The sequence below is a fragment of the [Phormidium] sp. LEGE 05292 genome, assembly GCF_015207735.1.
Taxonomy (GTDB): Bacteria; Cyanobacteriota; Cyanobacteriia; order Cyanobacteriales; family Aerosakkonemataceae; genus Floridanema.
Window position 1 is genome coordinate 1 of sequence record NZ_JADEWG010000068.1, and the last position, 24,480, is coordinate 24,480.

Below are 24,480 nucleotides of genomic sequence, written 5' to 3' on the forward strand. Positions count from 1 at the left end.
TCTCCTAATAATCTTCAGCCAGAAGTGTTGGCGTTGGCATTGCGCTATATTTGGTTAACTGAACCTAATCCAGATTTACGGGCATTAAAACCTTATCTCGATCCAGAAATTAACCCGGTAGTGCGGGGAACAGCTGCGGCTTTGTTGTTGAGGTTGGGAAATGCGGTACAAAAGGCTGAGGCAACTTCGGCTTTAAGACGAATGCTGACTCATCCTGAAGAAGAAGAACGGGTGATGGGTTGTCGGGCGCTGGGAGATGCGGTGTATTTACAAGCACTGCGGGTGAATATTCCGGGTTTGTTACAGGATAAATCTTTGCGGGTAAGGCGGGCTTTGTTGGAAGCGATCGCAGCTACCCATTTAGAAGAGTATTATCCTTCCTTGCTGCGAGGTTTGGAATATAAATCAACCAGAGAAGCAGCAATTCGAGCTTTAGAAAGGTTGGAAAATGAAGCAATTCCAATGGTGCTGAGTTTAGCAACCAATATCCAAAAACCAGATTTAATCAGACGATATGCCTGGGATGTGTTGGGGAGGATTGGGACTAAAGAAGCACAGAATGTGTTGGTAGCTAACTTGATGACTGCTTGGGGAAATACGCGCCGACATATTCTGCAAATTTTACTGAAATTACCCCAAGAAGCGGGAATTGAAGCCGCTCTCGATCGCTTAGGTCGCAGTGGTGTAGAAACATTAATTGGTCAAGAATTGATGTTTGTCGGTCAAATTTATGCTGCGATGGTAGACCTGAAGGCAGCGAAGTTGGAAGTTCCAGAAGTAGATTTAATTTTTAAAGCTTTTGCAGGGGATTTGGCAGATGCGGCTGAGAGGTGTTTTCTGTTAATGAAGTTTCTTTATTCTCCAGATACTATCCAAGCAGCAGCATTTAATTTACGATCGGGTTCCCCATCAGATATGGCAAGGGGGTTAGAAATATTAGACCAAACTGTTGATATCTTGAGTAAACGAGAGTTATTAACGGTTTTGGAAAGACATTCCGATGAAGAGAAATTGCGGAATCTGGCGAGTATAATAGCTTATCAGCCTTTGGAGGCACGCGATCGCATTCGGCGATTGCTATCTTTAAGGCGCTTTTTATCAGATTGGTCTTTAGCTTGTTGTTTCCATTTAGCTTCCTCAGAGCACTGGAATCTCACGGCTGAACCAACTTTAGCTTGTCTGCGTCATCCCACTGGTTTTGTGCGAGAAGCGACAATTGCTTACCTGAAAGTAGCTTCCCCGCGTTCTTTGTCTGAACTACTTCCGAAACTGAAACAAGATCCCGATCGCTTGGTAGCTGCTCAAGTGCAACAATTAATGGCAGAGTTAGGTAATGAGTAATAGGTATCTACCTACTACCCACTACCCTTGGGAATTTTAGATTTTAGATTTTAAATTTTAGATTTGAAGTCAATTATCTAAACCTTAAATCCCCAATCGAAAATCCCCAAAACCTATTCCAGCAAATCCTAAGCTTGCAGTCAATGTTAACTAGTGTAGAAAGACTATTATTTGTAAGAAACGTACCGATCTTTCAAGAATTGCGGGATGATTTTCTTGTTAGATTAGCTTCGGTAATGGATGAATTATCTTTTCCGGCTAAACATACAATTTTTACTCAAGGACAAGAAGGGCGATCGCTCTATATAGTAGTACTTGGTCAAGTCAAAGTTCATATTGGCAACCAAGAATTAGCTAAACTTGGGCCTGGTGCTTGCTTTGGTGAAATGTCTTTATTTGATGCTGAGCCTCGTTCTGCCTCTGTTTCGACTTTAGCAAATTGTGAATGTTTAATGTTAACCCAACAACAACTCTACGATGCCATTGAAGAAACACCAGGAATTGCTATTAATATTATTCGTTTGCTTTCCCGCCGCATTCGAGAGTTGAATGAAAAAATTAATGCTCAAACTAAGGCACGGGAAATCGAAGATTCAACTAGCGCATTGCGGCAGAAATAACCAATCCTACCAGTTAAAAAAAAGGTAAAAAGCTTAGTTCAACTTCTTCTTTTCTACTTTCTATCTTCTGCCTTCTACTTTTTTTTAAATTAGTTGATTAATTTTTAACTACTCTCCGCCGGAATTTCTAGAACTTTTGCCACCACGCAATTTCTTCCTTGAGCTTTAGCTGCATAAAGTGCTTCATCAGTAGCATCAATAAGTTGATTGGGGGCTAAATTTAATTGCGGAATTACGCAAGAAACCCCCATACTCAAAGTGACATATTCAGCAACAGAAGATTTGCCGTGAACAATTTGCAATTCTTGGATGTTTTGCTGCACTAATTCAGCTATATGAACTGCGCCTTCAATATAGGTATGAGGTAAAATAATAGCAAATTCTTCTCCCCCATAACGTGCTACTAAATCAGCAGGACGCTTTAATGTATGGTTAATTGTTTGTGCGATTTGCTTTAAACAAAAATCCCCAACTAAATGTCCGTATGTATCATTATAGAGTTTAAAATAATCAACATCACAAAGAATCAGTGATAACGGTGCTTTTTCTCTTTGCAGTCTGCGCCATTCTATGTTAAAGTTTTCATCAAAACAACGCCTATTACCTACTTGAGTTAAACCATCTAAAGTCGCGAGCAGATGAAGTTCTCTGTTGAGTTTTTGCAATTCTGTTTCTGCGCGTTCACGCTCTTTAATTTCTTGAGATAAGAGATCATTTTGTTGTTGTAATTTTTTTTGTAATTGCCGAATAGTTAGTTGATTTTTGACTCTGGCTAATACTTCTTGAATTTCAAAAGGTTTGGTGATGTAATCTGCTCCCCCATGAGAAAAAGCTTCAACTTTATCCACTACACCATCAAGAGCACTAATAAAAATTACTGGGATATTTTGAGTCTCTGGCTTAGATTTCAAATGTTGGCATACCATGTAACCATTCATATTCGGCATATTGATATCTAGTAAAATCAAATCTGGTGGCATGATTTGACAAGCTTTGAGAGCTAATTCACCGCTAATGACTTTTCTAACTTTATATCCCTGTTCTGTTAGCATGGTAGATAACAACCGCAAGTTATCTGGTTTATCATCGACAACTAAAATATCGGCTTTGTATGGGGTAGGTATGTTGGTATTCATTCGGCAAATTTTTCGGTGTAAATTATGATTTGATATGAGCAGAATTTGTGAAATAAATCTGCTAAATTATAAGCATTATCTACAAAGCTTGTTGATTAAGCAGGAAGATGTGTTTTTCGGGAATTTACCTAGAGCAATTTACTGAGGCTAACTCCTGAGTTGGTGAATTTTGGTGGTCACAGATATAACGGACTCCTAAATATTTACCTATTTTTTCAAATAATACATTTTCTCGGAATGGTTTGCCGATGCAATTATCGCAACCTGTGGTTAAGCTGAACGATCGATCTGACTAAAAAACGCTGGCAGTAATGCCAAGAACTATGATATAATTTTCTTATTTGAAGAATTTTTTTTAGATCGCTAGATCGCTACGCTACCCATCACTAGTATTCCCCTATCACTTCAAACAACTAAAATATTCACTCTGCTAAGTTTTACTTGATAGTGTAAAAATGTCATTGCTAATTGCAGCCGATAAATTTACGATCGGGAATTCAACAACTCCTTAATTAAATTAAAATAAATTAAGAAGTATTAAAAATCATATCAATTGCCGGAAAACGTTTATTGTTTTAATGAAAATATGTAACTAATCAGCAGCCGAAAGTAGCTGGTCTGCTTCGCACTTTTTTTGCTAATGTTTTAGGTTTATTATTCAATGTAGGAAATATAAATAAAGTGAGGTGGCATCAATCGACAACTAAACAAGGCTATCCTAAATCTAGCTATAGTCGTAAAGCATATCCGTAAATAGTTGTACTTAAATGCGGTGAATTTAGAGTGGCATACTATAACGATGAAAGTCATGTTATCTCATTTATAGATAAAATATTAACTCCCTCTTTCTACACCAAATGAATACTTCCATTTTGATAGTTGGAAGTGTTGAATTTTACGCTACACTTCTAGATCGTTTGCATGATTTAGCAACTAGTGGCTTTGAAGTGATACGTTCTGCCAACGAAGTAATTTCTTCAATTCAGGCAAAAAAACCGGATGTGGTGATTCTACCAGCAAATCAGGCCAACAGCTTAGAAGTTTGTCGTCTACTGAAGCAAAACTCCAATTTAGCTTGGATATACTGCATTTTAGTTTCAGATCAACCAATAAATGCTCTAGAAGAAATTTTGCCGGGATGGAATTGGGAGTCAGGATTGCGAGCAGCGGCGTTAAAAGCTGGGGCGGATGCTTGTTGTTGGTTGTCGCCAAAGCAAACCAATTGCAGGTTTGGGGAGGCAGAATGGAAGCTACAAAATTTGCTGCTCAATTCTCAGATTCAAGCTGGAGTGCGCCAAGTACAAATTTATCGTAATTTGATGCAGAGTAATGATTATTTATCAACGATCGCGCTTGCCGATCCCTTAACCGAACTGAATAATCGTCGCGCCTTAGACTGGGAATTACCTCGACAAATTGAAAACGCTCGTGCGCGTTCCACACCTTTAAGTTTGCTGATTTTAGATGTGGATTACTTCAAATCTGTGAATGATACTCATGGTCACTTAGTAGGCGATCGCGTTTTACAATTACTCAGTGCTCGTTTACGATACAATCTACGTTTTCAGGATAATCCATTTCGCTACGGTGGCGAAGAAATTGTAATTATCCTCAGTAACACCAAACTTCAAGAAGCCACATTAGTTGCCCAACGTCTTAACTCCTTAATTGCCGATCAACCCTTTATGATTGACAAAAATTTAGCCCTGCGAATTACAGTTAGTATTGGAGTTGCTACTCTCAAATCTGATGATGACGAGCAGGGAATTAGTTTACTCGATCGCGCCGATCAAAACTTACTCAAAGCTAAAGGTGATGGACGAAATCGAGTTATTTCTCAAGAAGAAGAAGATTGATGTTGTTGAATAATCTGCTGACAAACAGCTACAGACTCGCGTTTTTCCATTGCGGCTACTAAAGCTTCATAAGCAGCCCAATTAGATTGCAAAAGGGTACGAGCTTGCAGAATAAAATGACGTTCTTGCTGAGAATAATTTAATGCTGAAGTACCTATTTGAGCCAGAGTAATTCCCAGTTTTTCTCGGTCTTCTGCGCCACCTGACGCATTACCATAAACTAAAATTTCCGCCGCGATGCCTGCCATCCAAATTGTGCCGTAGCGATGCAAAAGTTTAGAAGATAAAATTCCTTGTTGTAACTGAGATGCCAATTCTCGATCGGCAAATCTCACTCCTCCTTGTCCCGGATGTCCTTGCTGCAAGGCTGACCAAGCACTAAGGGAATAGCCTGCGATCGGAATTTCTAATAAAGTAGCCACCAAAAAATGCCCCGCTTCATGGCGCACTATGCGGGCGCGATGCTCAGGTGAGGTACTGGCTAACCAATCTATAATTAAATTTCCTCCTTGTCCTTGCCAAGTAAATGTGTCGAGGGTAGTAAAACCTAAAACGATCGCAGTGGCGATCGCTGATACATAAGGTGATATATGTAGCCAAGGCCCCAGCAGAGCAGAAAGTGTCATCGCAAAAACTAAAATAGCGATTAAATTCAAGCTAATGTTACTCATTTTGGCTGGTAAATAATTTATCTAATCTTTGTATTTTAGTTGAAAAAATCGAAAATCTAAATATATTGCCCCTTGACTTAGCTAAATTTTCCTGTTAAAAGAATTAATTAACATTATTCACACTTAGCAATTATGAAACTGAATTTACCTCTAGCAACTGCTTTATCCACAGTTGCAATCAGCAGCGGTGTTTTGTTAACCAATATTGCCCCTTCCGAAGCAGTTGGTGGTTGTGCTTTTTCCAAGTTTAAGGGTACAGATGCAGTAAATTATACTAACTTAATCAGTTTAATTACTAATAAATTAAAAGTTCCCAAATCGGTAATTTTAGGCTTGGGAATCGCATCTGTTGCTGGTTTAGTTTCTGCGGGAATGTCCTATCAATCACGTTTAGCAAATAAAGCTGATGCAAGAACTAGGGAAGCTTCTGATCTACATACAGAGGTTACAGTTGATACTAATTCCGCAGATCTTTTGTTTGCACCTAAAGTAGAAGAAGTTGCTTCTGCCTCAGAAAAACAAGATTTAACTCATGTTGGTTAATTAATTTCACATAATCATAAAAAAACCCAGTTTTTTCAAGAACCGGGTTATATCATATCTGGTTGATTACCCATAATGTAGAGACGTTATATATAACGAGAAGGTTAAGGCAAGATGAAGAGCCAGAACCCTTGTTTTTAATGTTTTTCCCTTCTGCCTTCTGCCATAGCACTTTTCTTAGAAGTTTTCCGTAAATCTTGTAATCTCCTTCTCAGACGTTTTAAATTGGGATTTTCTCCACCATAACGCCAGCTAATGTAGGCTTGAGAAATTTCTGCGATCGCTTCTGCACGTTCAGGCGGACAATGTTGGCTTACCACATTTACATATTCTAAAGGTGTTTGTGCCGGATGTTTCCGTAAACCTTTTTCCTTCAACCACTTGAGCATTTGCTGATAAATACTTTCCATTGGTGGCAATTTCTTCAACCATAAATGATAGCGCCACCTTAGCCAACCTTGCCAAGCTAACCAAGCTAAAAAGGCTAAACCAATGGTTAAAATTAATCCCAAAAATAACCCAGTCCAACCTTTAGCAAATAAACCAAAAAACCAGGCAATTGCAGTAAATAAAGCCGCAGCGATCGCCCCAAATACAGTATTTAAAAACCCTGTAACTGGCGAAGGTAGCCAACCAGCAATCCATTTCCAGAATCTCTCAATTAAAGTAAAAGTTTGATTTTCATCAACTGAGGGAGGAATTAAGGGATGTCCAGGTATTGGATCGAAAGCAAACCAACCATAATTCGGGAAATATACCTCAGTTAGCAAATGAGCATCCGTATTTTTCACAATATATAAACCTGTGAAATAATTGAAAGTTCCTGGCGAAAAACCTGCGGCTACTCTCGCTGGAATACCAATTGAACGCAACATTATGGTATAAACTGTGGTAAAGTGGTCGGCATAACCCCCGGTAATTTTTTTATTAGCTGGACTGTTTTTGTAACCAAACAAAAATGCTTCTACTAAGTCTTCATTTTCCTGCAAAAATGGAGGTAATCCTTCAATTTTGTAGTTCGGATTTTGTTTGAGATATTGAGCTAAATAAAGCGCCTTTTCGTAAACGGAAGTAATTTCTCTGTTAGATTTAGACACCTTATTTGGGTTAGCTAAAATCTCTTCAGTGCGTTTTCTTACCTTTTCTTTAATTGCTTCAGGAACTTGGAGATAATATTGTTTGACTTTTTCGCGATAATCAGTAGAAGCTTTACTTAAAGCGCGACGATCGCGCAGTGGAACATCTGAAATTACTGTATAAGTCAAACCTTCATTCAATCCTACAGGCGATCGCAAACTTCTTTCTGGATCTAATGCTATTTGTGGCGTGGGAAAGTACAGCTGTCTCGGTTGTGAAAGCGCCGGAATAATATTTGGCATTTCTGACACCACCGTATAAGTTTGGATGACTTCCTGAGTCTGACTTAAAGTGGGAAAATTAGCTAAAATAAATTGATAAGACCAACTGGGACGCTCGATAGTTTGAGTTTGTTGATTGCGGGATACTTCCCAACCTTGTCCCGTGTATTTATCAAAAGCCATGACTCGCCAAAAACCTTCCGCTTGCGATCGCACCCGCATTAAAGTTTTCGGCTTCATTATGCCACGTAAGTTTTGATTAATTACAGTATTAAACCCATAATAAAAAGTATCATCTAACTCACCCGCACCTTTTTCTGGGTTTTTTCCCACACCTGAACCTTTTCCTTCTCCAGAATTCTTTCCTCGGTTATAAGCTGGGTTATTAATATTACTAGGATCAAAATTTCCGGTTAACTCAATTGGCGCACTTACCGGAAAAGTCCGCAACTGATAACCAGGAACTCGCGGGAGAAAAGCGAAAATAGTTAAACCTAAACCAACAACAACTAATAACAATAAACTTAACCGTTTAACCGAAAAAGGCAAAACAATTTTTTCTTTTTTTCTTCTACTTATAGATGTTGGCTTTAAACCTAATCTGGCGCGATAGTCTAGAACTAATACTGGTAAAGCGATCGCCAAAAACAACAACAACAAAGGCGCAAAAGTCATCGTCTGACTCAGAGTAGCAGCTACCCCCAATAAAATCAGACCAATCACCATCGAATAACCTAAATCCTTACGCCTTGGCAGATCAAAACTGTGTAAAACTTGCAATTGAATTAACAGTTCACCCAGAATTAATCGGGTATCATTCAAAGAATCGCGGAGATTCCATAAAAAAGAAGCTAACGCCAACAACATTCCGATCGCAATACAAAACTTCACCGGAATGTTACTATTTCTGCGACGATACCAACTCCAACTAGCGCCCACTATACTAGCAGGAACAGCCCACAAACTAATACTAGTCTCAGCCGCCACATCAGTAGCAATAATTCCTACCACTACCAACAATTGCACCAAAATTCTTAACCAGATCGAGTCCTCAACCTCTTCATGCGGTTGTGCTTGCAGCCTTTGTCGAAATTGGCTGAAAAAAGGACTATTTTGCAGTTGTTGCATCGCCAACCCACCAATTTTATATAGTTTATCTTTAAGTTTGCTACAGATGACTGACAAGGGGACAAGGGGACAAGGGGACAAGGGGATTGATGTGTAGCAAAATACTTAAAGATATGGATATTAGATTAGGAATAAGTTCCAATCTTAGCTCTAAAATAGCTAGATTGTCGGGCAAATAGCAAAAATTAACGAATTATTAGCTAATGGGTGGAACTGAACTTCTAGAGGGTAACTTTGGTTAGGCGCTAAATCAAACAATTCCACACTCAAATAACCTGGATCTGGACGTTCAGTTTGAGCATAAGCTTGACCTCCCTGTAACTTTAAAATTCCACCACAGGGAAACAAACATTGAATCCGCATTGATTTGATTAACTCGGCTTCCAACTTATATTCTGCTTGCAGAGTCAATATCCCCAACTCACATAGCCATTCTCTTTCCACTAAATTATTAGTTGGTGATAAAGCCAAAGTCAGAAAGCCAAAAATTTGTTTAGCCGCTAGTAGCAATAACACCATGCGTTCATTTTCTTTAGCCGCTTCGTAAGTCAGGGGAAACTGAGATTTAACCAAAGAAAAGTCTACTTGCGCTAAATTTTGGGAAAAATTTAAGATTTTGTCAGCAAACTTCTTTAATACTTGGGAGTGACTGGGGAATAACGCTTCTACAACACGGACTATTTTAGCTTCCTCAGCGATCGAAGATTGTAATACCGACTGCGATCGATTAAATAATTTCAATAAAATTTCTTGGGGAATAGACACAGGTAAACGAATTTTTTCCACTTGAGTCAGCCACAAATTTTCCCCCACAGCGGCTACAGGTAAAGCAACCTCTTCAGCTTCATATTGCCAATCCTCCTTTTCCCAAGGAAACAGCGGCGGATTATTTTCTAACTCTAATTGAATCCGGCGTTTAATCAGTGCTTGGAAACGATCGCGTACCGCCGGAATATCTCCCACTTCCGTTGGTTGAGGCGATGCTTCAGAAAAATCCCAATCTGTAGTAGTGTCCAATCCTTGTGACTCCAGAAAGTCTAAATCATCTAACTCCCAATTTTCTATATCACAATCCAGGTCATTTGCGCTCAAAATAGAAATTTCCTTATCTTTAGCAGATAAGGTGGATCGATCGCTCTGAAGTAACCAAGCGAAAAAATGTTCAGGGAAAGTTTCAATGTCTCTGTTCATCGGTCGATGCACCTGATCCGGACAGGAAAGCGTTAAGGTAAAAAGTTACGTATATCCCAAGCTTGTTCTAAAAGCTTAAACCACTGCTTCTGAGTATGGCTAACAGTCCAACCAAGACTCTGTGCAACCTCTAGATCGGGCAATTTCTGCCGCTTTAACTGGAGTAAAGTCTGCTGCTCAGAATCTAGTCTGGCGAGAAAAGTTTGCCATTGCTGCGGCGTTAAGCCAAGATTTTTATCGATCTCAGCTTCTAACCACTCATGTACTAACTCCCACCGATGCAACAGCGCAAAACGAATCAAATGATACTTAAAGCGTTGCTGCAAATAATCCCTTTGACGGGGCGTTAGGTTCATGATACTTTCTATTTCTTTAGTATTGCTATCGTTAAGACGAAGCACAAAGTACTGAACGCAGTCGTGCTGTTGATGTTCCTCTAAATAGTTGATTAATTCATTAATTACGGACTGGCGCAGCTGATTTTGCTGATTTATCCCTTGTTCCTGTATTAACATCATTTCCCCCACCTGCCGCAACAAAACTTCGTCCATATTATGAGGTGTGGATTCTACACTGCCATTATCAGCTACCTGTTCCATATCAATCAGTGTTTCTGGCGGTTGTTGTTGGACAAAAGCTTGCGCCCGCAAAATAATTAACTGTTGACGGCTTCTGTTACTAATGGGAATACGGCGTTTAGCGTAACGTTCTGTAAAGCTCAGGAACTCTGCTAACTCCAAAAGTGTCCTTGGTGTATAGGTAGGGCTAATGGGAGCAGCTTCACAGTTTGCTCCTTCCCGACGAAAGGCAGTTAAAGCCTCGACATAAAATCCCTGCAAAAAATCTTCGATCAAAGTCAAGCGTCTTTGATACGCCGAAGATGTCCGCGAAGGCGCGATGTAGCGATAAACAATAGCACTCAACGTACTATGTAAGTCCAACCTGGCTGTAGTTGCCCTGAGATAGTAGTAGTGGAGACATTGCTGTAAGCGATGACGAGCTAATTTAACCGCCCAAACTTCCTCATCGCCCAAAGTTTGGATACGCTGACTTTGTTCGCAAATCCGCATCACTTCTGTAGCTAGACGTGCTGCTACTTCACGGCAATTTTGCTCGGAAGCACGGGTAGATCGTCTAAGTTCGTTGAATATTAGTTCAAATATAGCCTCCACGCCCGCAGATTTCTCCTCGGCTAGTTTTTCCAGGGGTTCCGCGATCGCTCTTTTTGAACTACTTTAACTGTCACTGGTGAGGTAAATCGCTAGACTCGAAAGTAGATTACCAGAGCTTTGTTTTATGGATTTAGATCAACAGATTCAGGTTTTGATTGATAATGCACCAAGCGACGGGCATTTACCCCAGGCGATGCGAGCGATCGCACCAGCACTTAAGCTCGTGGCAAGTCAGTTGGAACATCCCCAGTACTACGTTCTCCAAACATTGGATGATGCCTGGGTACTCACAACTGTAACCAATCCTGAACAGCCTCAAGAAACAAAGCACATCCTTTATGCTTTTTCGACTCTCCAAGATATCACCGCCCAAACGGGTACCTTAAAAGATCCCGATGTTATGGCGATTCCGGTTCCTGTCACCCATATTCTGTTCCAAATGGTAGGTATGGATACTGTTGATAGCACGATCTTTTTTGAAACCCCTGGTAATCTTTCCGAAGGAATCCAACTGCGTCGGGAAGATTTACAAAATTTGGTGCAATCTTACCTAGAACAAGAATTTCCTCCCCAGTCTTCACCAGGGAGCATCCCACCCAATATCGCTTAGAATCTGGCTCTCTCGTACTTCTGGTTTTGGGGACTAGGGCGTATTTTCAAACTAATTGTTGAGCATCTTAACGTTTGAGATCCCCCATTATCCCCCTTAAAAAGGGGGACTTTGAGCAGTTACAATAGATGCTTTATTGAGTTTTTAACTGACTTATTTTAGAAGTCATCGACTTCTCATCGATTGACAATTAGTACAACTTATGACTAATGACCAAAAGTAAAAACCGCGCTCATCTTAATAAAGAGCGCGGTAGTTTATATCTAAATCTCTTAGTAAAGACGACTCAAAACATAATCCGCCATATTAATTAAAGCTTGACGAGATTCTGACGCTGGTAAATCTGCTAAATACTCCACCGCAGTACGAGCATTTTGAGTAGCTAATTCCCTTGCGCTCTCAATACCCTTTGCTTCATTAATCAGTTGTAATGCCTGTTCTAAATCTTCTTCTTGGGAGAATTCGCGATCGATCAAAACTTCCAAAAAAGGTTTTTCTTTAAGAGCAAACAGCGTTGGCGCAGTTAAATTGCCACTTCTTAAATCGGAAAGCGACGGTTTACCTAAAACGTCCGTAGAACCCGTAAAATCCAAGATATCATCGACAATCTGGAAAGCTAGGCCAAGATGACGACCATAGTAATACAAATTCTGAGCCATTTCGGTACTCACATCGCTGAGTACCCCAGCAGCTTTAGCACTATTAGCAATCAACGAGGCAGTTTTATAGTAGCTCTTTTGTAGGTAAGCCTCGATCGACAAACTCGCATCAAAGCGATTTAAACCTTGCTGAATTTCACCCGCTGCCAAATCCATAATCACTTCAGACAGGAGTTTGACAACCTCTAGATTATCTAGATTAGCAAGATACCAGGAAGATTGTGCGAATAGAAAATCTCCAGCTAGTACCGCAATTCTATTACCGAATAAGCTATGTACTGTCGGTACACCTCGACGCACGGAAGATTCATCCACTACATCATCATGCACCAAACTAGCTGTATGAATCATTTCCGTAATCTCAGCTAGTCGTCGATGTCGAGGGGTAATGTCCCGTTCTAGCATAGTAGCTCGCGAAATCAACAGGACGATCGCTGGTCTAAGTCGTTTTCCTCCTGCTCCAAACAGATGTTCCGCTGCGGCAGACAAGATAGGGTGACGATTACCAACTAGCTGCTTTAAATTCTCCGACAGCAAACGCAGGTCTGCTTCTACAGGCGAAAAGAGGGAGGTAGTTGAGGTCATGGATCTGCCAGTTCCGGCTTTATTTACGAAATTTAACATATTCTGTCCCTCATTTTAAGCTAAGCACCCCACAGATGAAATCCCGTTTCCCATCCACTTCATCAATCTACCTACTACGTACCCACTACTCCCATTATCCCAGTGGATTTCCGTATTATTTCGCCAGCGTAGCTATATAACACATCGAAACTTAATTCACTTTCCCAAAATTGTATAAAATTTTTAAGCATTTTTCCGATCAACCTTAAAAAGCTGGGAACCTTGTGATACGCTAGTTAATAAGGATTTCACTAAATTTGAATAACACTCCCAGGAAACCAGCGACAGTTGGTTGCCCATAGTGATATGGAGTGACTCCTTTCATGAAAGATAGATGTAGCTACTGATTAGTAGTTGCTTGGACCGATTATTAAAATCGGGACTTGGTTTCTTAGAGTTTCTCTAAGAGTTTTAAGGTTAGGTATTTAACCCAACCTGCAACACCTTAGTGCTTATCTAGGGTCTCTATAAGCAAACAAACACACTAAGCGGGACTAATGCCGTTGCGTGACCTGTTTTGCTGACAGCTTTCCAGTGCTATTCCCGTAAGTACTAGCAAGCTGGAATTTTCTATAACTATCAAATTAATCCCTTTGCTCTACCTACTAGTAAATTAATTATGGTTTACCGCGATATGCCTCTGATGATTCCCTTTTTAGCCACAGGTTACTTGTTAGCGATTTATCTCCTCCTGATGATCGCCCAACGGTCTAGAGCTTGGAGAAGACCCCAAGGTTAAGTCCAAGCTCTAAAGAATACTTTTGACTATTAACTACTCTCTTTCGAGAGATTCTATCCTGGCTGGCTGTAAAGAGACAGCTGGCAACCATATCTGCTCCACAATAGGGGTACAACCTAGCCACTGCACCGACAATTGAGCGAAATGATGTGGATCGCCACTCACACAGAAGCGTGTCGGCTGCGGTGGACTAGTGTTTTTTAGCCCCAGTAAATCTAATTCTTGAGCAGCTGCTCTCACCACATATACTGCTGGATCGACTGTACGTACTGTCCGAGGCAAGATAGATTTTAGCACTGGTGCTAAATGGGGATAGTGAGTACAGCCATATATCAGAGTATCAATTTGTTGTTCCAGCAAGGGAGCTAAATATTCCTTGGCTACTTGGTAAGTATCTTGGGTATGAATCCGGTTTTGTTCAATCAACGGTACAAAAGCGGGACAGCCAACTTGCCAGACTTGAACTGTGGAGTCAATCTCATGTATGGCGCGACGGTAGGCATTGCTAGCAGCAGTAGCGGGGGTAGCAATTACACCAACTCTTCTTCCTTGTTGTACCGCTGCTCTAGCTCCCGGCAAAATCACTCCTAAAATCGGGAAATTGAATTCTGATCTTACAGTTTCCAATGCTAAAGCCGAGCTGGTATTACAGGCCATAATCACCATTTTGACGGACTGTTGCTGCATCCAGGTGAGAATTTCCCGAACAAAGGTTAAAATTTCGCTCATCCGACGATTGCCATAAGGTAATCTAGCCGTATCTCCAAAATACAGGATAGATTCAGATGGTAATTGACGATAAAGTTCTCTGAGAACAGTAAGACCACCCACACCACTGTCAAAAATCCCGATTCTTTGAGAGGTCATTGATATACAAGTCCTTTGTAAATTGATTTTGAATTGTAGATTTTAGATTGTTAAGAGTCAAACAATCTAAAATCGAATGGCTATCTGTAATATTGAAGGTACTGAAGAATGCCACGGGCTATAGCTGCTGCCATTTGATTTTGGTAAGCAGGAGTTGCCAACCTAGCAGAATCATCATATCCAGTGACAAAACCAGTTTCCACTAATACAGAGGGCATGGAGCTGTTGCGTAGGACGTAGAATCTAGCACGTCGCACCCCGCGATCGGGAATATTTAAACTTTGGATAATGCTATTGTGAATATATCGAGCTAGAGTCAGACCGCTACTGAAATAGTAAGTTTCCAAACCACTGACATCTGGGCGGGTTTGTATGGAATTAGCGTGAATGCTCACAAATAGATCCGCATTGACTCGATTAGCGATCGCCGTTCGACCTGACAACTCCACAAAATAATCAGAATTGCGAGTCAGAACTACCTGAACACCCTGTTGTTCCAATAATCTAGCTACTTCGAGCGAGATTGGCAAGATTACATCTACTTCTCTTAAACCACCAATTCCGATCGCACCTGGGTCTTTTCCCCCATGTCCAGGGTCGATTACCACCAAAGCACGAGCGTTTGGGCGGCGTGTGGGTAACTGTTGATAAGGATAATCTGTAGCCCCTTGACTTACAGGCGGATATTGACTACCAGGAACCTGTCCGGCTCTGGCACTATAAAAAGGTAAAGCCAGAAGTTGGGGGCTAGCCTGACTAATTTCCCCAACTTGAATCCCAGAAGCAGGTAACACGAGGATAATCACCCTACCATCGTCTTCGCGGATACGCAAGCGTGATATTGGCGCATCCCTGTCAAGTCTCGGCTCTTGGAATCGGTCCACCAACTCCGAAGAATTCAACGTAATCCGATAAGCACCACTTAACCTGTCCCAACCACTAGTGTATGTCAGTGCTCGATCCGATCGAATTAACAACTGATTGCCACTAAGTTCTATAGACTGAATATTCGCCGTTTGGCTACCCCATCTTTGAGCAGTAGTCTGTTGTCCCGCCCCAGGTAGCAAAACAATCCCACCCAAACTACTAACACTAGCACCCCAGTCTGGACTGTCTGCCCCTACCTTCAGAGTCAAACGAACTACAGGCGGATTATTGTTAACCTGATTAAGTTGAATAGTGTTGACACCGTTACGGTTCACCGAAAACTCCCGATTCAAGAGTTGAGGTGAGAGAATAGCGCCTTCCAATTCAATATTAATGCGCTCTCTGCTCCGGTCAACTTTAATCTCTGGATTGCCACCATTTGTCCGCAGGAACAAACCATCAGGTGTTACCTGTAGATATCGAATTTGCGTGATTGTTGGCACCACAGGAGCCGTAGCAGTTACAGGAGGTGGTGGTGGGGCTTCCGGGGTTGGTAAAGTGAGACTAGTGCCAGAACTTTGTCCTTCAGTAGCTACATTCTGTTGCCCTTCGGTTCGGGTCGGAGTTGGTAGTTGAACTACCCATTGTCTAGGGGAAACTCCGCGAAATTGTACTTGTTGGGGGTCGAGAGTATACCCATCAACCAATTCAATCACTAAACGAGTGGTCTGAGAATCAAGCTGTCCAATTCGTACAGAACGGATTAAACCGCCGACTTGACGATTAATAGTACGAGGTAGGCTAGTACCGGGCAAATCAATCACCAAGCGAGTGGGATTAAACAATAATTGTGCTTTGGGTTGAACGTCACCATCTGTGGTGAAAACCAACAGATTGCGTTGCGGATCGAAACGCCATGATTGCAGTTTAGCTGCGATCGCTGGAGATGAAAGTAAAAGTAGGCTTAAAAAAGTACTGGGTAGTATCCAGTGAAATTTCACGGTTTATTTCTCCATGATTTACATAGCCCAGCAGCAGAACTTTTCGTGAGCTGGTGAGGAGCGAACGATGATGAGAAAGAAAAACTGTCGTTGGCACTCTCGATCGAATTAATGCTTATGGTTATTTCAGTACACCGCCTAATTTGGATTACCATACCCAACAGCACCATATATTCTCTCTTGCCAACTAGTGCAGCGCGGCAGAAATGATTGAGCAGCTGAAAACAGCTAGAAAGCTGAACATAAAAGCTGATCAAACCCTTCTGCCTTGGAGCCCTGGAGCCTTCTGCTTTCTTGCACTAGTACCAGCTTTCAAAAAACACCATCAGATTGGAGAGCTTACACTAATGGGCTAACCAGAATCAACTCAGAGGAGGGCAAGGGAGCAGGGGAGACTAGCGGGACTTAAAGTTTTAACCCGCTCAATTGTATCGTAAGCAAAAGAGCTTAACAAATCTTTTGTGAGCAGCTATCTTCATTTGCCTCAATTTTTACTCCTGGAGAATTTTCTTAACCGTTGCTGTAGCAACTGACCAGTTTAACCGATTTTGATACTCATTAAAGGAAGAAAGAGCCAGATTTTGGTATTGAGAATAGTTAGAAAAAAGCGACAAGACATAGTTGCAGCATTCAGTAACAAATTCCTCATTAAATGTTTTACCATTAACATCATCTTTAATAATTGTTGATATTCCTCCGGTAACGCTAGTGAGACAAGGAACACCAAAAAAATTCGCTTCACATAACACAATAGGAGTACAATCTGCTCTGGAAGGTAAAATCAAAAAATGCGAGTCACTTAGTAATTGCTTAATTTGTTTTTTCCCGGATTCTGTAGACTTACTGATAAAGCCTAAAGGTTTAACAAAATCGGGATAAGGCTGTTCTAATACTGGTTCACACCCAACAATTGTTAACTCGGTTTTCAAGCCAGCTTCATTCAAGGCTTTGGCAACTGCAAAAGCAATATCTCCCCCCTTGCGTTCCCAGTTTACTCCCAGAAATAACAACTTGCATGATTTTTGGGATCTTGAGCTGACCATTGACTTGATATCTTCTAAAGTGTTATTGCATTCAAAATTTCCTCCGTAAGGAACAACTTTGATTTTCTCTGGGTTAACTTTGTAGTTCTTTTTCGCAGTATTAGCAGCCCATTCGGATGAGTAAATAGCTACTTTGCATTTATCTAAAACTCTTTGCTCTAAAAAGATACCCAAGTTGATACTTTCTTTACATAAATTACTATGCCAAGGATAGTAGTTAATTAATCCGGCAAAAGTAGCATCTGCCCAAAAAGCCATTGGTTGCTGGCATTCTAGATAAGCCAGTGTGTATGTTACTGGACTTATCACTATATCTGACTTGGAGGATGATAACTTATTTGAAATTTGCTTGGCGTAGTTTTTTAACGTAGGTACATTCCAATCTCGAAGATAGTGTTGATGTCGAATATATTTGTAAAACACTTTTTTCGATATCAAGTTTAATTTCGACAAGATATCAATTTGTAAAGGGCAAATATATTCAACCTGAGTTGCTTCTGAATCTAGAAATTTAGACATATGGTAGGGTATTCCCGACCAACTTCTGATATTCCTGGCATCGTAGCTAGAAACGTAAGCAATTTTCATCTTTTTACACCTTTATATTTTATATTTGTGGTCAGTAATTTTTTGAAAACAAGTTGTGACTACATAAGCACACCAACTGGCAATTCCCATCAATTTATTACCCTCTTCTAATAAAAGAAAGTAAGGGTCTATATGTTTATCGTCTGGATAAATGATTGTCTCAATAAAATCAAAGAAAACAGAGCCTCCGAGAAAAACTCCCGTTAACACGAGAAAAACCGTTTCAGTTTGCCGAATCGTGTTCTGAAATTTGATTAAATAATAGATAAAGAAAGTGGGAGTTGTTTCTTTCATCCACACCACTCTATGACGTAAAAGCTATGCTGCACAACTATTATACTCCCTTTCTTTCTTCTTTTTTGTCTAAGTCCCACTAGGGGAAGTTCATTAACTCAAAACTTTCTTCTGCTTTTAGACAAAAAAGGGAAAAGGTGAATAAATCTTACTTTTGCCTTTTCCCTAATGCTATTCATTTAAGTTGCTAGTGCAATCTCTTGGGTTATTCTTTGGTTTAATTACTGGCTTATTCCGGTTTTTCTGTCGATGAATTTTGAGATAAGCTCTGTTTAACCATTTCTGATTCCACGATAAAGGGTGACTCATTATCACCATTTAAACTTGGTGAACCTGATTCTGGAACAAGTGCAGGTTCGTCTTTGAATACGATTCTCAACAGGGGAGGAGCAATGAAGGTGGTAATAATTACCATCATGATGATCGCAGCTTCTAAAGGTTTAGATAAAGCGCCACTTGCTGAACCAATACCAGCAAATACTAATCCTACTTCACCTCTAGGAATCATGCCCACACCGATCGCTAAACGATTAATCTTATCTTGACCAAACACTGTAGCACCAGTGACAATCTTACCGACGATCGCTACCACAATTAGAAAAACAGCCATGATCAAACCTTCCCGATTTGTGGGAACGGCGGGATTGAGTACGCCGATATCAGTTTTAGCACCCACACAGACAAAGAAAACTGGTACCAACATATCCGAAATGGGCAACACCAATTTTTGTAATTCTAGAGTTTCATCACTTTCATCTAGAACTAAACCAGCAGCGAACGCACCTAAAATCGCTTCTAGGTGAATCACTGCACCTAAGTAAGACATGACAAAGGCAAACACTAATGCCGGAATTAGCAATCCACCTCTAGTTTTGAGGGAATTCGCTACTTTGATAAAGGTATTGTGAAAGAAACTACCCAATAAGATTGAGCCAAGTAAGAACACTGTTGCGCTGACAATCAGATAGATAACGTTCATTACGTCTATCTCGCCAGTTTTTGCCAAGCTAGCGACAACAGCCAAAACGATGATACCGAGAACATCGTCGATAACAGCAGCACCCAGAATAATTTGACCTTCTTTGGTGCTTAAACGTCCAATTTCCGAGAGAACTTTCGAGGTAATCCCAATACTAGTAGCTGTGAGAGCCGCACCTGCAAAAATCGCGGGAATTGCTGGTACACCAAACAATAGCATTAATCCAGCTGTGCCAGCAGCAAAGGGTACGGCTACCCCGACACAAGCAACAATGGTAGCTTGATAACCAACTGCCATCAAATGTCTAATGTTTGACTCTAAGCCAATTTCAAACAGCAGTATAATGACTCCTAGTTCTGATAACACAGAAATTACTTCGCTTTGAGCATTAAATACTGCTTCTGCTGATTGTGGGTTTAGTCCAGCAGTTGTTTGTAACAGTTGAATAATCAATGAATCAGAGCTTTGGGCACCGCTTTCTGGAAACACTAGTAAATGTAGGGCAGATACGCCAACAATTACACCAGTTACCAGTTCGCCTAAAACTGGCGGAAAGCCTAGTTGGTTAGACAATTCCCCGCCAATTTTACTGGCTATGTAAACTACTACTAGACTCAGTAATACTCCTGGCAACACCAGTGCTGCACTATCTGCATCTAGTTCGTGGGTGGCTGCCAGTATGGGTGCAGTTTGTCCCCAAGCAGGGAGACTTATTCCCAAAGACAGTTTCGGGAACAAAGCTGTCAAGAAATTCGACCAGGCAAATACGTCAGTCATTGGTTTAACAGAGTATTGTTTTTTTATTAATGTATTCTATGTTGCGCGAATATATGAGTTGGCCCAAAAGAAGGTTGATAGTTTTAGGAGTGGGACTGCTGAGTGTATTTCTCGGTGGTGCAGTTGTGGCTCAAGAGCAAAGACAGATTCCGACTCAGTTAATCAGGACTGTGACGGTGACTGGTCGGGGTGTGGAATCAATCCCTGCTACTATTGCTCAAGTCAGTTTGGGTGTGGAGGCGCAGGGAAAAACTGCTCAGGAGGTGCAACAGGAGGTGGCGCGTCGTTCGTCGGCGGTGGTAGAGTTGTTGCGATCGCGCAATGTCGAAAAACTCCAAACTACTGGCATTCGCTTGAATCCAAACTACTCTTACGAAAATAATGTACAACGTTTGATCGGGTACATCGCAGTTAATACCGTGAGTTTTCGCATCGATACCCAGCGCGTAGGTAATTTATTGGATGAAGCGGTGAAAGCGGGAGCGACTAGAATTGATGGGATTAGTTTTGTGGCGGCGGATAGTGCTATAGCCAAAGCCCAAGAACAAGCATTACAAGAAGCTACTCTAGATGCTCAAAGACAAGCTGGTGCCGTTTTAGCTACTTTAAATTTAAAACCACAGGAAGTAGTCAACATTCAAGTTAATGGTGCTGCTGCACCACCCCCACCTCCAATACCACTTGCTGCTGCACCACGAACTGATAAGGTAGAAAATCGCTTTTCTATTCCTGTAATCGGTGGAGAACAGCAAGTCGAAGCATCTGTGACACTGCAAATACGTTATTAAGGCAAGTAGCTAGTTATCATCCGTAGGGTGTGTCAGAACTAAAAATTCCTGTGACTTGCCCAAATTTTACAGTCTGACGCACCCTACAAAGCCACAAATTTACTGTAACGCTGCAAATTCGGTATTAGAAAGGCAGGGGAGGAAGCTGGGCTAATTTTTTAGTGAAACAAAAGAGAGAATCAAATTTTAGATCATTCCTCGTTTTTTCAGCTTCACTAAGGCATCTTCAGCAGCAGACTTTTCGGCATCTTTTTTGCTGCGTCCCTTGCCTTCTCCATACTTTTCTTCTCCTACATAAACTTTAGCAAGGAACTCTGGAGCATGAGACTCTCCACCAGCTTGCACCGTAACATATTTAGGTAGTAAAGTTGTGCCAGTGTTTAACTGTACCCACTGCTGAAACTTATTTTTAGGGTCTAGAAGAAGAGATGAGTTTGTGTCAGATTGAAAATTCTCTAGTTCTTCAATAGCATAAGTAAACAGTGGTTCCAAAAAAGCTCGAACTGCCTCAATCCCAGAATCTAGAAAGTATCCGCCAACAACTGCTTCAAAAGTGTTACTTAATAATAAAGAATTTGTATGTCCTCTATCTGCAATAGCACCCCTACCTAAGTGCATCCATTTCCCTAAATCCAAACTTTTGGCAAATTTTGCTAACTGTTCCTCATCAACTAACTTGGAACGCAGACGGGTGAGATCACCTTCATTAATTTCTGAATCAAGATTATAAAGAAAATCAGTGCATATAAAATTTAGTACAGCGTCCCCCAGAAATTCCAGTCGTTCGTTATCATCCCTTGCTGTTCTGGGGTTTTCGTAAAGATATGAACGGTGGGTGAGAGCAAGATTTAACAGACAAGCATTCTGGAAAGGTAGTTTTTCAAGAAGTTCTGCCAATTTTTCTCTAATCCTGGTTTCTTCAGCAGAAAAACTCCGAGTTTCTTGGCGAGTTTGTTCTTGAGATAAAATTCTCAAAACTTCTTGTTTCTGTTTTTCTACAGTATTTATTTGAGGTGCAGAAACAGCTTTGAGGAGTCGGGTTATACTGTCAAGGGCACGATAAGTATCATCTGTGGAAAAGCGAGTTTGATGCGCCCATTTATTACGGACTTCAATCAGTTCTCCTACCAAAGAGCGTTCTGCATGACCCAGCTTTTTTTTAAAGACGCTTTCCCACTGCTTTGACATAATTATTAATACCGCAGCAACATCCTCGCGCAGAATATCTGCTACCTCCCGTTTTGAGGTTTGATGCTCTGGTAAGTTGGATATTGCAACTTTTATCCAATCGCCATGAACTGTCCGCATTTGACGTTCCACATAAGGATACAACCCCTGAGATAAAATATTGAGAGCTTTGCCAATTCTGTCGTGATTGCTGATAGCCATTGAGATAAACTTAAGTTTTACTTAAGTCTATTATGTCATTCTCATAAGCTAGGGTTCCTCAGTAGAATTAACGATAAATTTAAGCCTTCTATTTCCTACTTCTGTTTTGGCGGAAACACCCTACTTAAATCCAAATATAAATCAGGAAAAGAAGGTAACACTATCACTTGATTTGGTAAAACAATCCGCCGATTCTGATAACCAAAATTTCCTTGACTATTTTGAAAAGGTTCACTGTGAGCTTCTAACTGATTATCAAATAAATTAAAAATCCAATAATCGGAAATACCCGCTTCAGCATAGAGGGATAACTTAACTTCTCGATCGTAATTCAAAGTAGAATCGGAAATTTCCATTACCAATAACACATCATTTGGTGCAGGGTGAGCAGATAAATAATTATCATCTCGGTTTTGGAGGATTGCAAAATCTGGTTCTGGTTCACTATTATTGGATAAAATAATCGGAGCCTGACATTGCAAAGTTCCTCTATCTCCTACCAGTCTTGGTAGTTCACGCAATAAATTTCTCAAACAAGTTTCGTGAGCTGTACCTTTTGCCGCCATTTGGATAATTTCTCCTCTGATTAATTCTATGCGATCGTCTTCGTGGAAGAAGCCAATTTCTGTGAGTTTGTGGTATTCTTCTAAAGTGAAGCGTTTAGCTTGAGTAATATTCATAAAATTTTTCCTTGTTTAGTCAATTACTATTTTTATTTGACATTACTGCTAAATTCTAACGGTAAAATCAACATAAAAGTTGCACCTTTACCCAATTCACTATTTAATTCTACTCTTCCTTCATGGGCTTCGACAATTGCCTTAACAATTGCCAAACCCAAACCGTAACCTTCCGATCGTCTGCGACTATTCGCCACCCGTGCAAACCTTTCAAAAATCCGCTTTTGTTCTGATGGTGGAATGCCTTCACCAGTATCACGCACCCAGAAAAAAACCTGGTTATTTCTAACTCCTGAACCTAAAAAAATTGCATCTTCTCGTTTAGTATGTTGAACAGCATTCTGAGCTAAATTCATCATGGCTTGAGTCAGTCTTTGCCGATCGGCAACAATTAAGCAAAAAGCTTGAGATTCGATTTGCCAATGGCGATCGCCTAAAGCTTTCGCCTTCGCCAACAATTCCTCAGTAAACACCTCCACATCAACAGTTTCTAAATTTAAAAAATCTGGTCTTTCCGCTTTTGCCAATAACAACAAATCATTAACCAACCGACTCATTCTATCTAATTCATCGGTAACTATAGCCAAAGTTTCTTTCTGTTCTTCAGGATCGTCCCCTAGCAACTCTAAATGACCGCGAATAATCGTAATTGGCGTTTTTAATTCATGACCTGCATCATTAATGAAATTGCGCTGACTAGTAAAAGCCGCCTCCAATCTATCCAACATAGCATTAAAAGTAATAGTTAATTCCGCAATATCATCTGAACCTTGCACCGCTATTCTTTCACCTACATTAGAACCACTAATTGAATGTGCAGTTGCGGTTAATAACCGCAAAGGTCTTAACAATCTTCCTCCTACCGCCCAAATTACCACAGAAGCAACAATTAACACCATTAATGTTACTAACACCATTACAACTGTAACTTCATTCAGTTTTTGCCACTCGCTCTCGGTAGAGTGCATGACAACAAAAACCCCTGGCTTTTCCCCATCAATATTAACTGGTTGCACAAAATATCTAATATTATCGTTGGGAGTGATTTTTTCACCTCTTTCTGGTCTAATTACTCTAGACCAACGTTTCAGTAATTTTTTATCTCGCACCAATGTTCCCGGTAAAGCTGTAGGACTAGCTTTGTAAAATTTGCCGTCAACAAAAGTCACCATAAATTCACCATCAACGGGAATATTCCGCGATAGGAAATCATCAAATAAGCTCTCGACTTCACAACAACCAAATTCCCGATATCCTTCCAATAATTGCCGAAACTCTTTGACTTCTTGCACCAAAATTTGTTTGCTGCGTTCTTCTATCCTGACAGAAAGCACCTGACGCACAGCAAAAACAGTTAAAGTTGTAGAGCAAGTCATTAAAATCACGTACCACATAATGATCCGGGTACGGAGTCCGTAGAAAACTCGCCGCCATCCCGCAAAATTTTGAGTGTTAGCCATTGGATTTTGGATTTTAGATTTTAGATTTTAGATTTTGCTGGAAAATCTAAAATTGATTGACTTGAAGTTGGAGGTTTGGATCTATGTTTAGGTTGAGTC

The 24,480-nt window shown here is 40.6% G+C and carries 20 protein-coding genes; 6 read left to right on the top strand and 14 right to left on the bottom strand.

What is annotated here, in order from left to right:
* Together IQ264_RS18560 and IQ264_RS18565 are read left to right on the top strand one after the other, a co-directional pair.
* A partial coding sequence (locus IQ264_RS18560; RefSeq protein WP_193982290.1) for a HEAT repeat domain-containing protein occupies positions 1 to 1,341 on the top strand: 1,341 nt, incomplete at its 5' end.
* Between the two features lie 143 nt (positions 1,342 to 1,484).
* A complete protein-coding gene (locus IQ264_RS18565) occupies positions 1,485 to 1,961 on the top strand; it encodes a Crp/Fnr family transcriptional regulator (protein ID WP_193982291.1) in 477 nt (158 codons plus the stop codon).
* Between the two features lie 104 nt (positions 1,962 to 2,065).
* Here the strand turns inward: IQ264_RS18565 and IQ264_RS18570 are convergent, their stop codons facing one another.
* Positions 2,066 to 3,097: a diguanylate cyclase domain-containing protein gene (locus IQ264_RS18570; RefSeq protein WP_193982292.1), complete on the bottom strand. Its 1,032-nt coding sequence runs from the start codon at positions 3,095 to 3,097 to the stop codon at positions 2,066 to 2,068.
* Between the two features lie 857 nt (positions 3,098 to 3,954).
* Here IQ264_RS18570 and IQ264_RS18575 point away from each other — a divergent pair.
* The gene (locus IQ264_RS18575) at positions 3,955 to 4,953 is read left to right on the top strand and encodes a diguanylate cyclase (protein ID WP_193982293.1); all 999 of its coding nucleotides are present in this window, start codon (positions 3,955 to 3,957) and stop codon (positions 4,951 to 4,953) included.
* On the opposite strand, the gene IQ264_RS18580 is transcribed toward IQ264_RS18575, so the two are convergent.
* The gene (locus IQ264_RS18580) at positions 4,935 to 5,624 is read right to left on the bottom strand and encodes an ATP-dependent Zn protease (RefSeq protein ID WP_193982294.1); all 690 of its coding nucleotides are present in this window, start codon (positions 5,622 to 5,624) and stop codon (positions 4,935 to 4,937) included. The genes IQ264_RS18575 and IQ264_RS18580 overlap by 19 nt on opposite strands.
* A 132-nt stretch (positions 5,625 to 5,756) precedes the next feature.
* Between IQ264_RS18580 and IQ264_RS18585 the strand changes: the two genes are divergently transcribed.
* Complete coding sequence (locus IQ264_RS18585; protein ID WP_193982295.1) at positions 5,757 to 6,167, top strand: hypothetical protein; 411 nt, start codon at positions 5,757 to 5,759, stop codon at positions 6,165 to 6,167.
* A 137-nt stretch (positions 6,168 to 6,304) separates the two neighbouring features.
* Here IQ264_RS18585 and IQ264_RS18590 read toward each other — a convergent pair whose 3' ends face one another.
* From IQ264_RS18590 to hetZ, 3 genes are all read right to left on the bottom strand, one after another.
* Positions 6,305 to 8,653, bottom strand: a complete 2,349-nt coding sequence (locus tag IQ264_RS18590; RefSeq protein ID WP_193982296.1) for a transglutaminase TgpA family protein — start codon at positions 8,651 to 8,653, stop codon at positions 6,305 to 6,307.
* A 159-nt stretch (positions 8,654 to 8,812) separates the two neighbouring features.
* Positions 8,813 to 9,844: a hypothetical protein gene (locus tag IQ264_RS18595; protein ID WP_193982297.1), complete on the bottom strand. Its 1,032-nt coding sequence runs from the start codon at positions 9,842 to 9,844 to the stop codon at positions 8,813 to 8,815.
* Positions 9,845 to 9,876: 32 nt separating this feature from the next.
* On the bottom strand, positions 9,877 to 11,016 hold the full coding sequence (gene hetZ, locus IQ264_RS18600; protein WP_193982298.1) for a heterocyst differentiation protein HetZ: 1,140 nt from the start codon (positions 11,014 to 11,016) through the stop codon (positions 9,877 to 9,879).
* A 124-nt stretch (positions 11,017 to 11,140) separates the two neighbouring features.
* Between hetZ and IQ264_RS18605 the strand changes: the two genes are divergently transcribed.
* Positions 11,141 to 11,626, top strand: coding sequence for a hypothetical protein (locus IQ264_RS18605; protein WP_193982299.1), 486 nt, complete (start codon positions 11,141 to 11,143; stop codon positions 11,624 to 11,626).
* 272 nt (positions 11,627 to 11,898) lie between these two features.
* Here the strand turns inward: IQ264_RS18605 and sds are convergent, their stop codons facing one another.
* From sds to IQ264_RS18635, 6 genes are all read right to left on the bottom strand, one after another.
* Positions 11,899 to 12,870 (bottom strand): solanesyl diphosphate synthase, encoded by a 972-nt coding sequence (gene sds, locus IQ264_RS18610; RefSeq protein WP_193982318.1) that lies wholly within the window; start codon positions 12,868 to 12,870, stop codon positions 11,899 to 11,901.
* An 811-nt stretch (positions 12,871 to 13,681) separates the two neighbouring features.
* Positions 13,682 to 14,515, bottom strand: coding sequence for a glutamate racemase (murI, locus tag IQ264_RS18615; protein WP_193982300.1), 834 nt, complete (start codon positions 14,513 to 14,515; stop codon positions 13,682 to 13,684).
* A gap of 80 nt (positions 14,516 to 14,595) precedes the next feature.
* Positions 14,596 to 16,383, bottom strand: coding sequence for an N-acetylmuramoyl-L-alanine amidase (locus IQ264_RS18620; RefSeq protein ID WP_193982301.1), 1,788 nt, complete (start codon positions 16,381 to 16,383; stop codon positions 14,596 to 14,598).
* Between the two features lie 491 nt (positions 16,384 to 16,874).
* Positions 16,875 to 18,014 (bottom strand): glycosyltransferase family 4 protein, encoded by a 1,140-nt coding sequence (locus IQ264_RS18625; protein WP_193982302.1) that lies wholly within the window; start codon positions 18,012 to 18,014, stop codon positions 16,875 to 16,877.
* Between the two features lie 12 nt (positions 18,015 to 18,026).
* Complete coding sequence (locus IQ264_RS18630; protein WP_193982303.1) at positions 18,027 to 18,308, bottom strand: hypothetical protein; 282 nt, start codon at positions 18,306 to 18,308, stop codon at positions 18,027 to 18,029.
* A gap of 229 nt (positions 18,309 to 18,537) precedes the next feature.
* Complete coding sequence (locus tag IQ264_RS18635) at positions 18,538 to 20,064, bottom strand: cation:proton antiporter (RefSeq protein WP_193982304.1); 1,527 nt, start codon at positions 20,062 to 20,064, stop codon at positions 18,538 to 18,540.
* A gap of 53 nt (positions 20,065 to 20,117) precedes the next feature.
* Between IQ264_RS18635 and IQ264_RS18640 the strand changes: the two genes are divergently transcribed.
* Positions 20,118 to 20,852 carry an SIMPL domain-containing protein gene (locus tag IQ264_RS18640; RefSeq protein ID WP_228061639.1) on the top strand — a complete coding sequence of 245 codons (735 nt, stop codon included), beginning with the start codon at positions 20,118 to 20,120 and terminating at the stop codon, positions 20,850 to 20,852.
* 186 nt (positions 20,853 to 21,038) lie between these two features.
* Here the strand turns inward: IQ264_RS18640 and rnc are convergent, their stop codons facing one another.
* From rnc to IQ264_RS18655, 3 genes are all read right to left on the bottom strand, one after another.
* The gene (rnc, locus tag IQ264_RS18645) at positions 21,039 to 22,241 is read right to left on the bottom strand and encodes a ribonuclease III (RefSeq protein WP_193982306.1); all 1,203 of its coding nucleotides are present in this window, start codon (positions 22,239 to 22,241) and stop codon (positions 21,039 to 21,041) included.
* Between the two features lie 95 nt (positions 22,242 to 22,336).
* Entirely contained in the window at positions 22,337 to 22,921 is a 585-nt protein-coding gene (locus IQ264_RS18650) for a Uma2 family endonuclease (protein WP_193982307.1), read from the bottom strand.
* Between the two features lie 32 nt (positions 22,922 to 22,953).
* Complete coding sequence (locus tag IQ264_RS18655) at positions 22,954 to 24,381, bottom strand: sensor histidine kinase (RefSeq protein ID WP_193982308.1); 1,428 nt, start codon at positions 24,379 to 24,381, stop codon at positions 22,954 to 22,956.
* Positions 24,382 to 24,480 lie beyond the last annotated feature (99 nt).

Coding starts and splice junctions, on each gene's coding strand:
- IQ264_RS18585 (WP_193982295.1), top strand. CDS start 5,757: ATGAAACTGAATTTACCTCTAGCAACTGCTTTATCCACAGTTGCAATC.
- IQ264_RS18575 (WP_193982293.1), top strand. CDS start 3,955: ATGAATACTTCCATTTTGATAGTTGGAAGTGTTGAATTTTACGCTACA.
- IQ264_RS18640 (WP_228061639.1), top strand. CDS start 20,118: ATGAGTTGGCCCAAAAGAAGGTTGATAGTTTTAGGAGTGGGACTGCTG.
- IQ264_RS18565 (WP_193982291.1), top strand. CDS start 1,485: ATGTTAACTAGTGTAGAAAGACTATTATTTGTAAGAAACGTACCGATC.
- sds (WP_193982318.1), bottom strand. CDS start 12,870: ATGACCTCAACTACCTCCCTCTTTTCGCCTGTAGAAGCAGACCTGCGT.
- IQ264_RS18655 (WP_193982308.1), bottom strand. CDS start 24,381: ATGGCTAACACTCAAAATTTTGCGGGATGGCGGCGAGTTTTCTACGGA.
- IQ264_RS18625 (WP_193982302.1), bottom strand. CDS start 18,014: ATGAAAATTGCTTACGTTTCTAGCTACGATGCCAGGAATATCAGAAGT.
- IQ264_RS18605 (WP_193982299.1), top strand. CDS start 11,141: ATGGATTTAGATCAACAGATTCAGGTTTTGATTGATAATGCACCAAGC.
- IQ264_RS18650 (WP_193982307.1), bottom strand. CDS start 22,921: ATGAATATTACTCAAGCTAAACGCTTCACTTTAGAAGAATACCACAAA.
- IQ264_RS18635 (WP_193982304.1), bottom strand. CDS start 20,064: ATGACTGACGTATTTGCCTGGTCGAATTTCTTGACAGCTTTGTTCCCG.
- rnc (WP_193982306.1), bottom strand. CDS start 22,241: ATGGCTATCAGCAATCACGACAGAATTGGCAAAGCTCTCAATATTTTA.
- IQ264_RS18570 (WP_193982292.1), bottom strand. CDS start 3,097: ATGAATACCAACATACCTACCCCATACAAAGCCGATATTTTAGTTGTC.
- IQ264_RS18590 (WP_193982296.1), bottom strand. CDS start 8,653: ATGCAACAACTGCAAAATAGTCCTTTTTTCAGCCAATTTCGACAAAGG.
- IQ264_RS18595 (WP_193982297.1), bottom strand. CDS start 9,844: ATGAACAGAGACATTGAAACTTTCCCTGAACATTTTTTCGCTTGGTTA.
- IQ264_RS18580 (WP_193982294.1), bottom strand. CDS start 5,624: ATGAGTAACATTAGCTTGAATTTAATCGCTATTTTAGTTTTTGCGATG.
- IQ264_RS18630 (WP_193982303.1), bottom strand. CDS start 18,308: ATGAAAGAAACAACTCCCACTTTCTTTATCTATTATTTAATCAAATTT.
- murI (WP_193982300.1), bottom strand. CDS start 14,515: ATGACCTCTCAAAGAATCGGGATTTTTGACAGTGGTGTGGGTGGTCTT.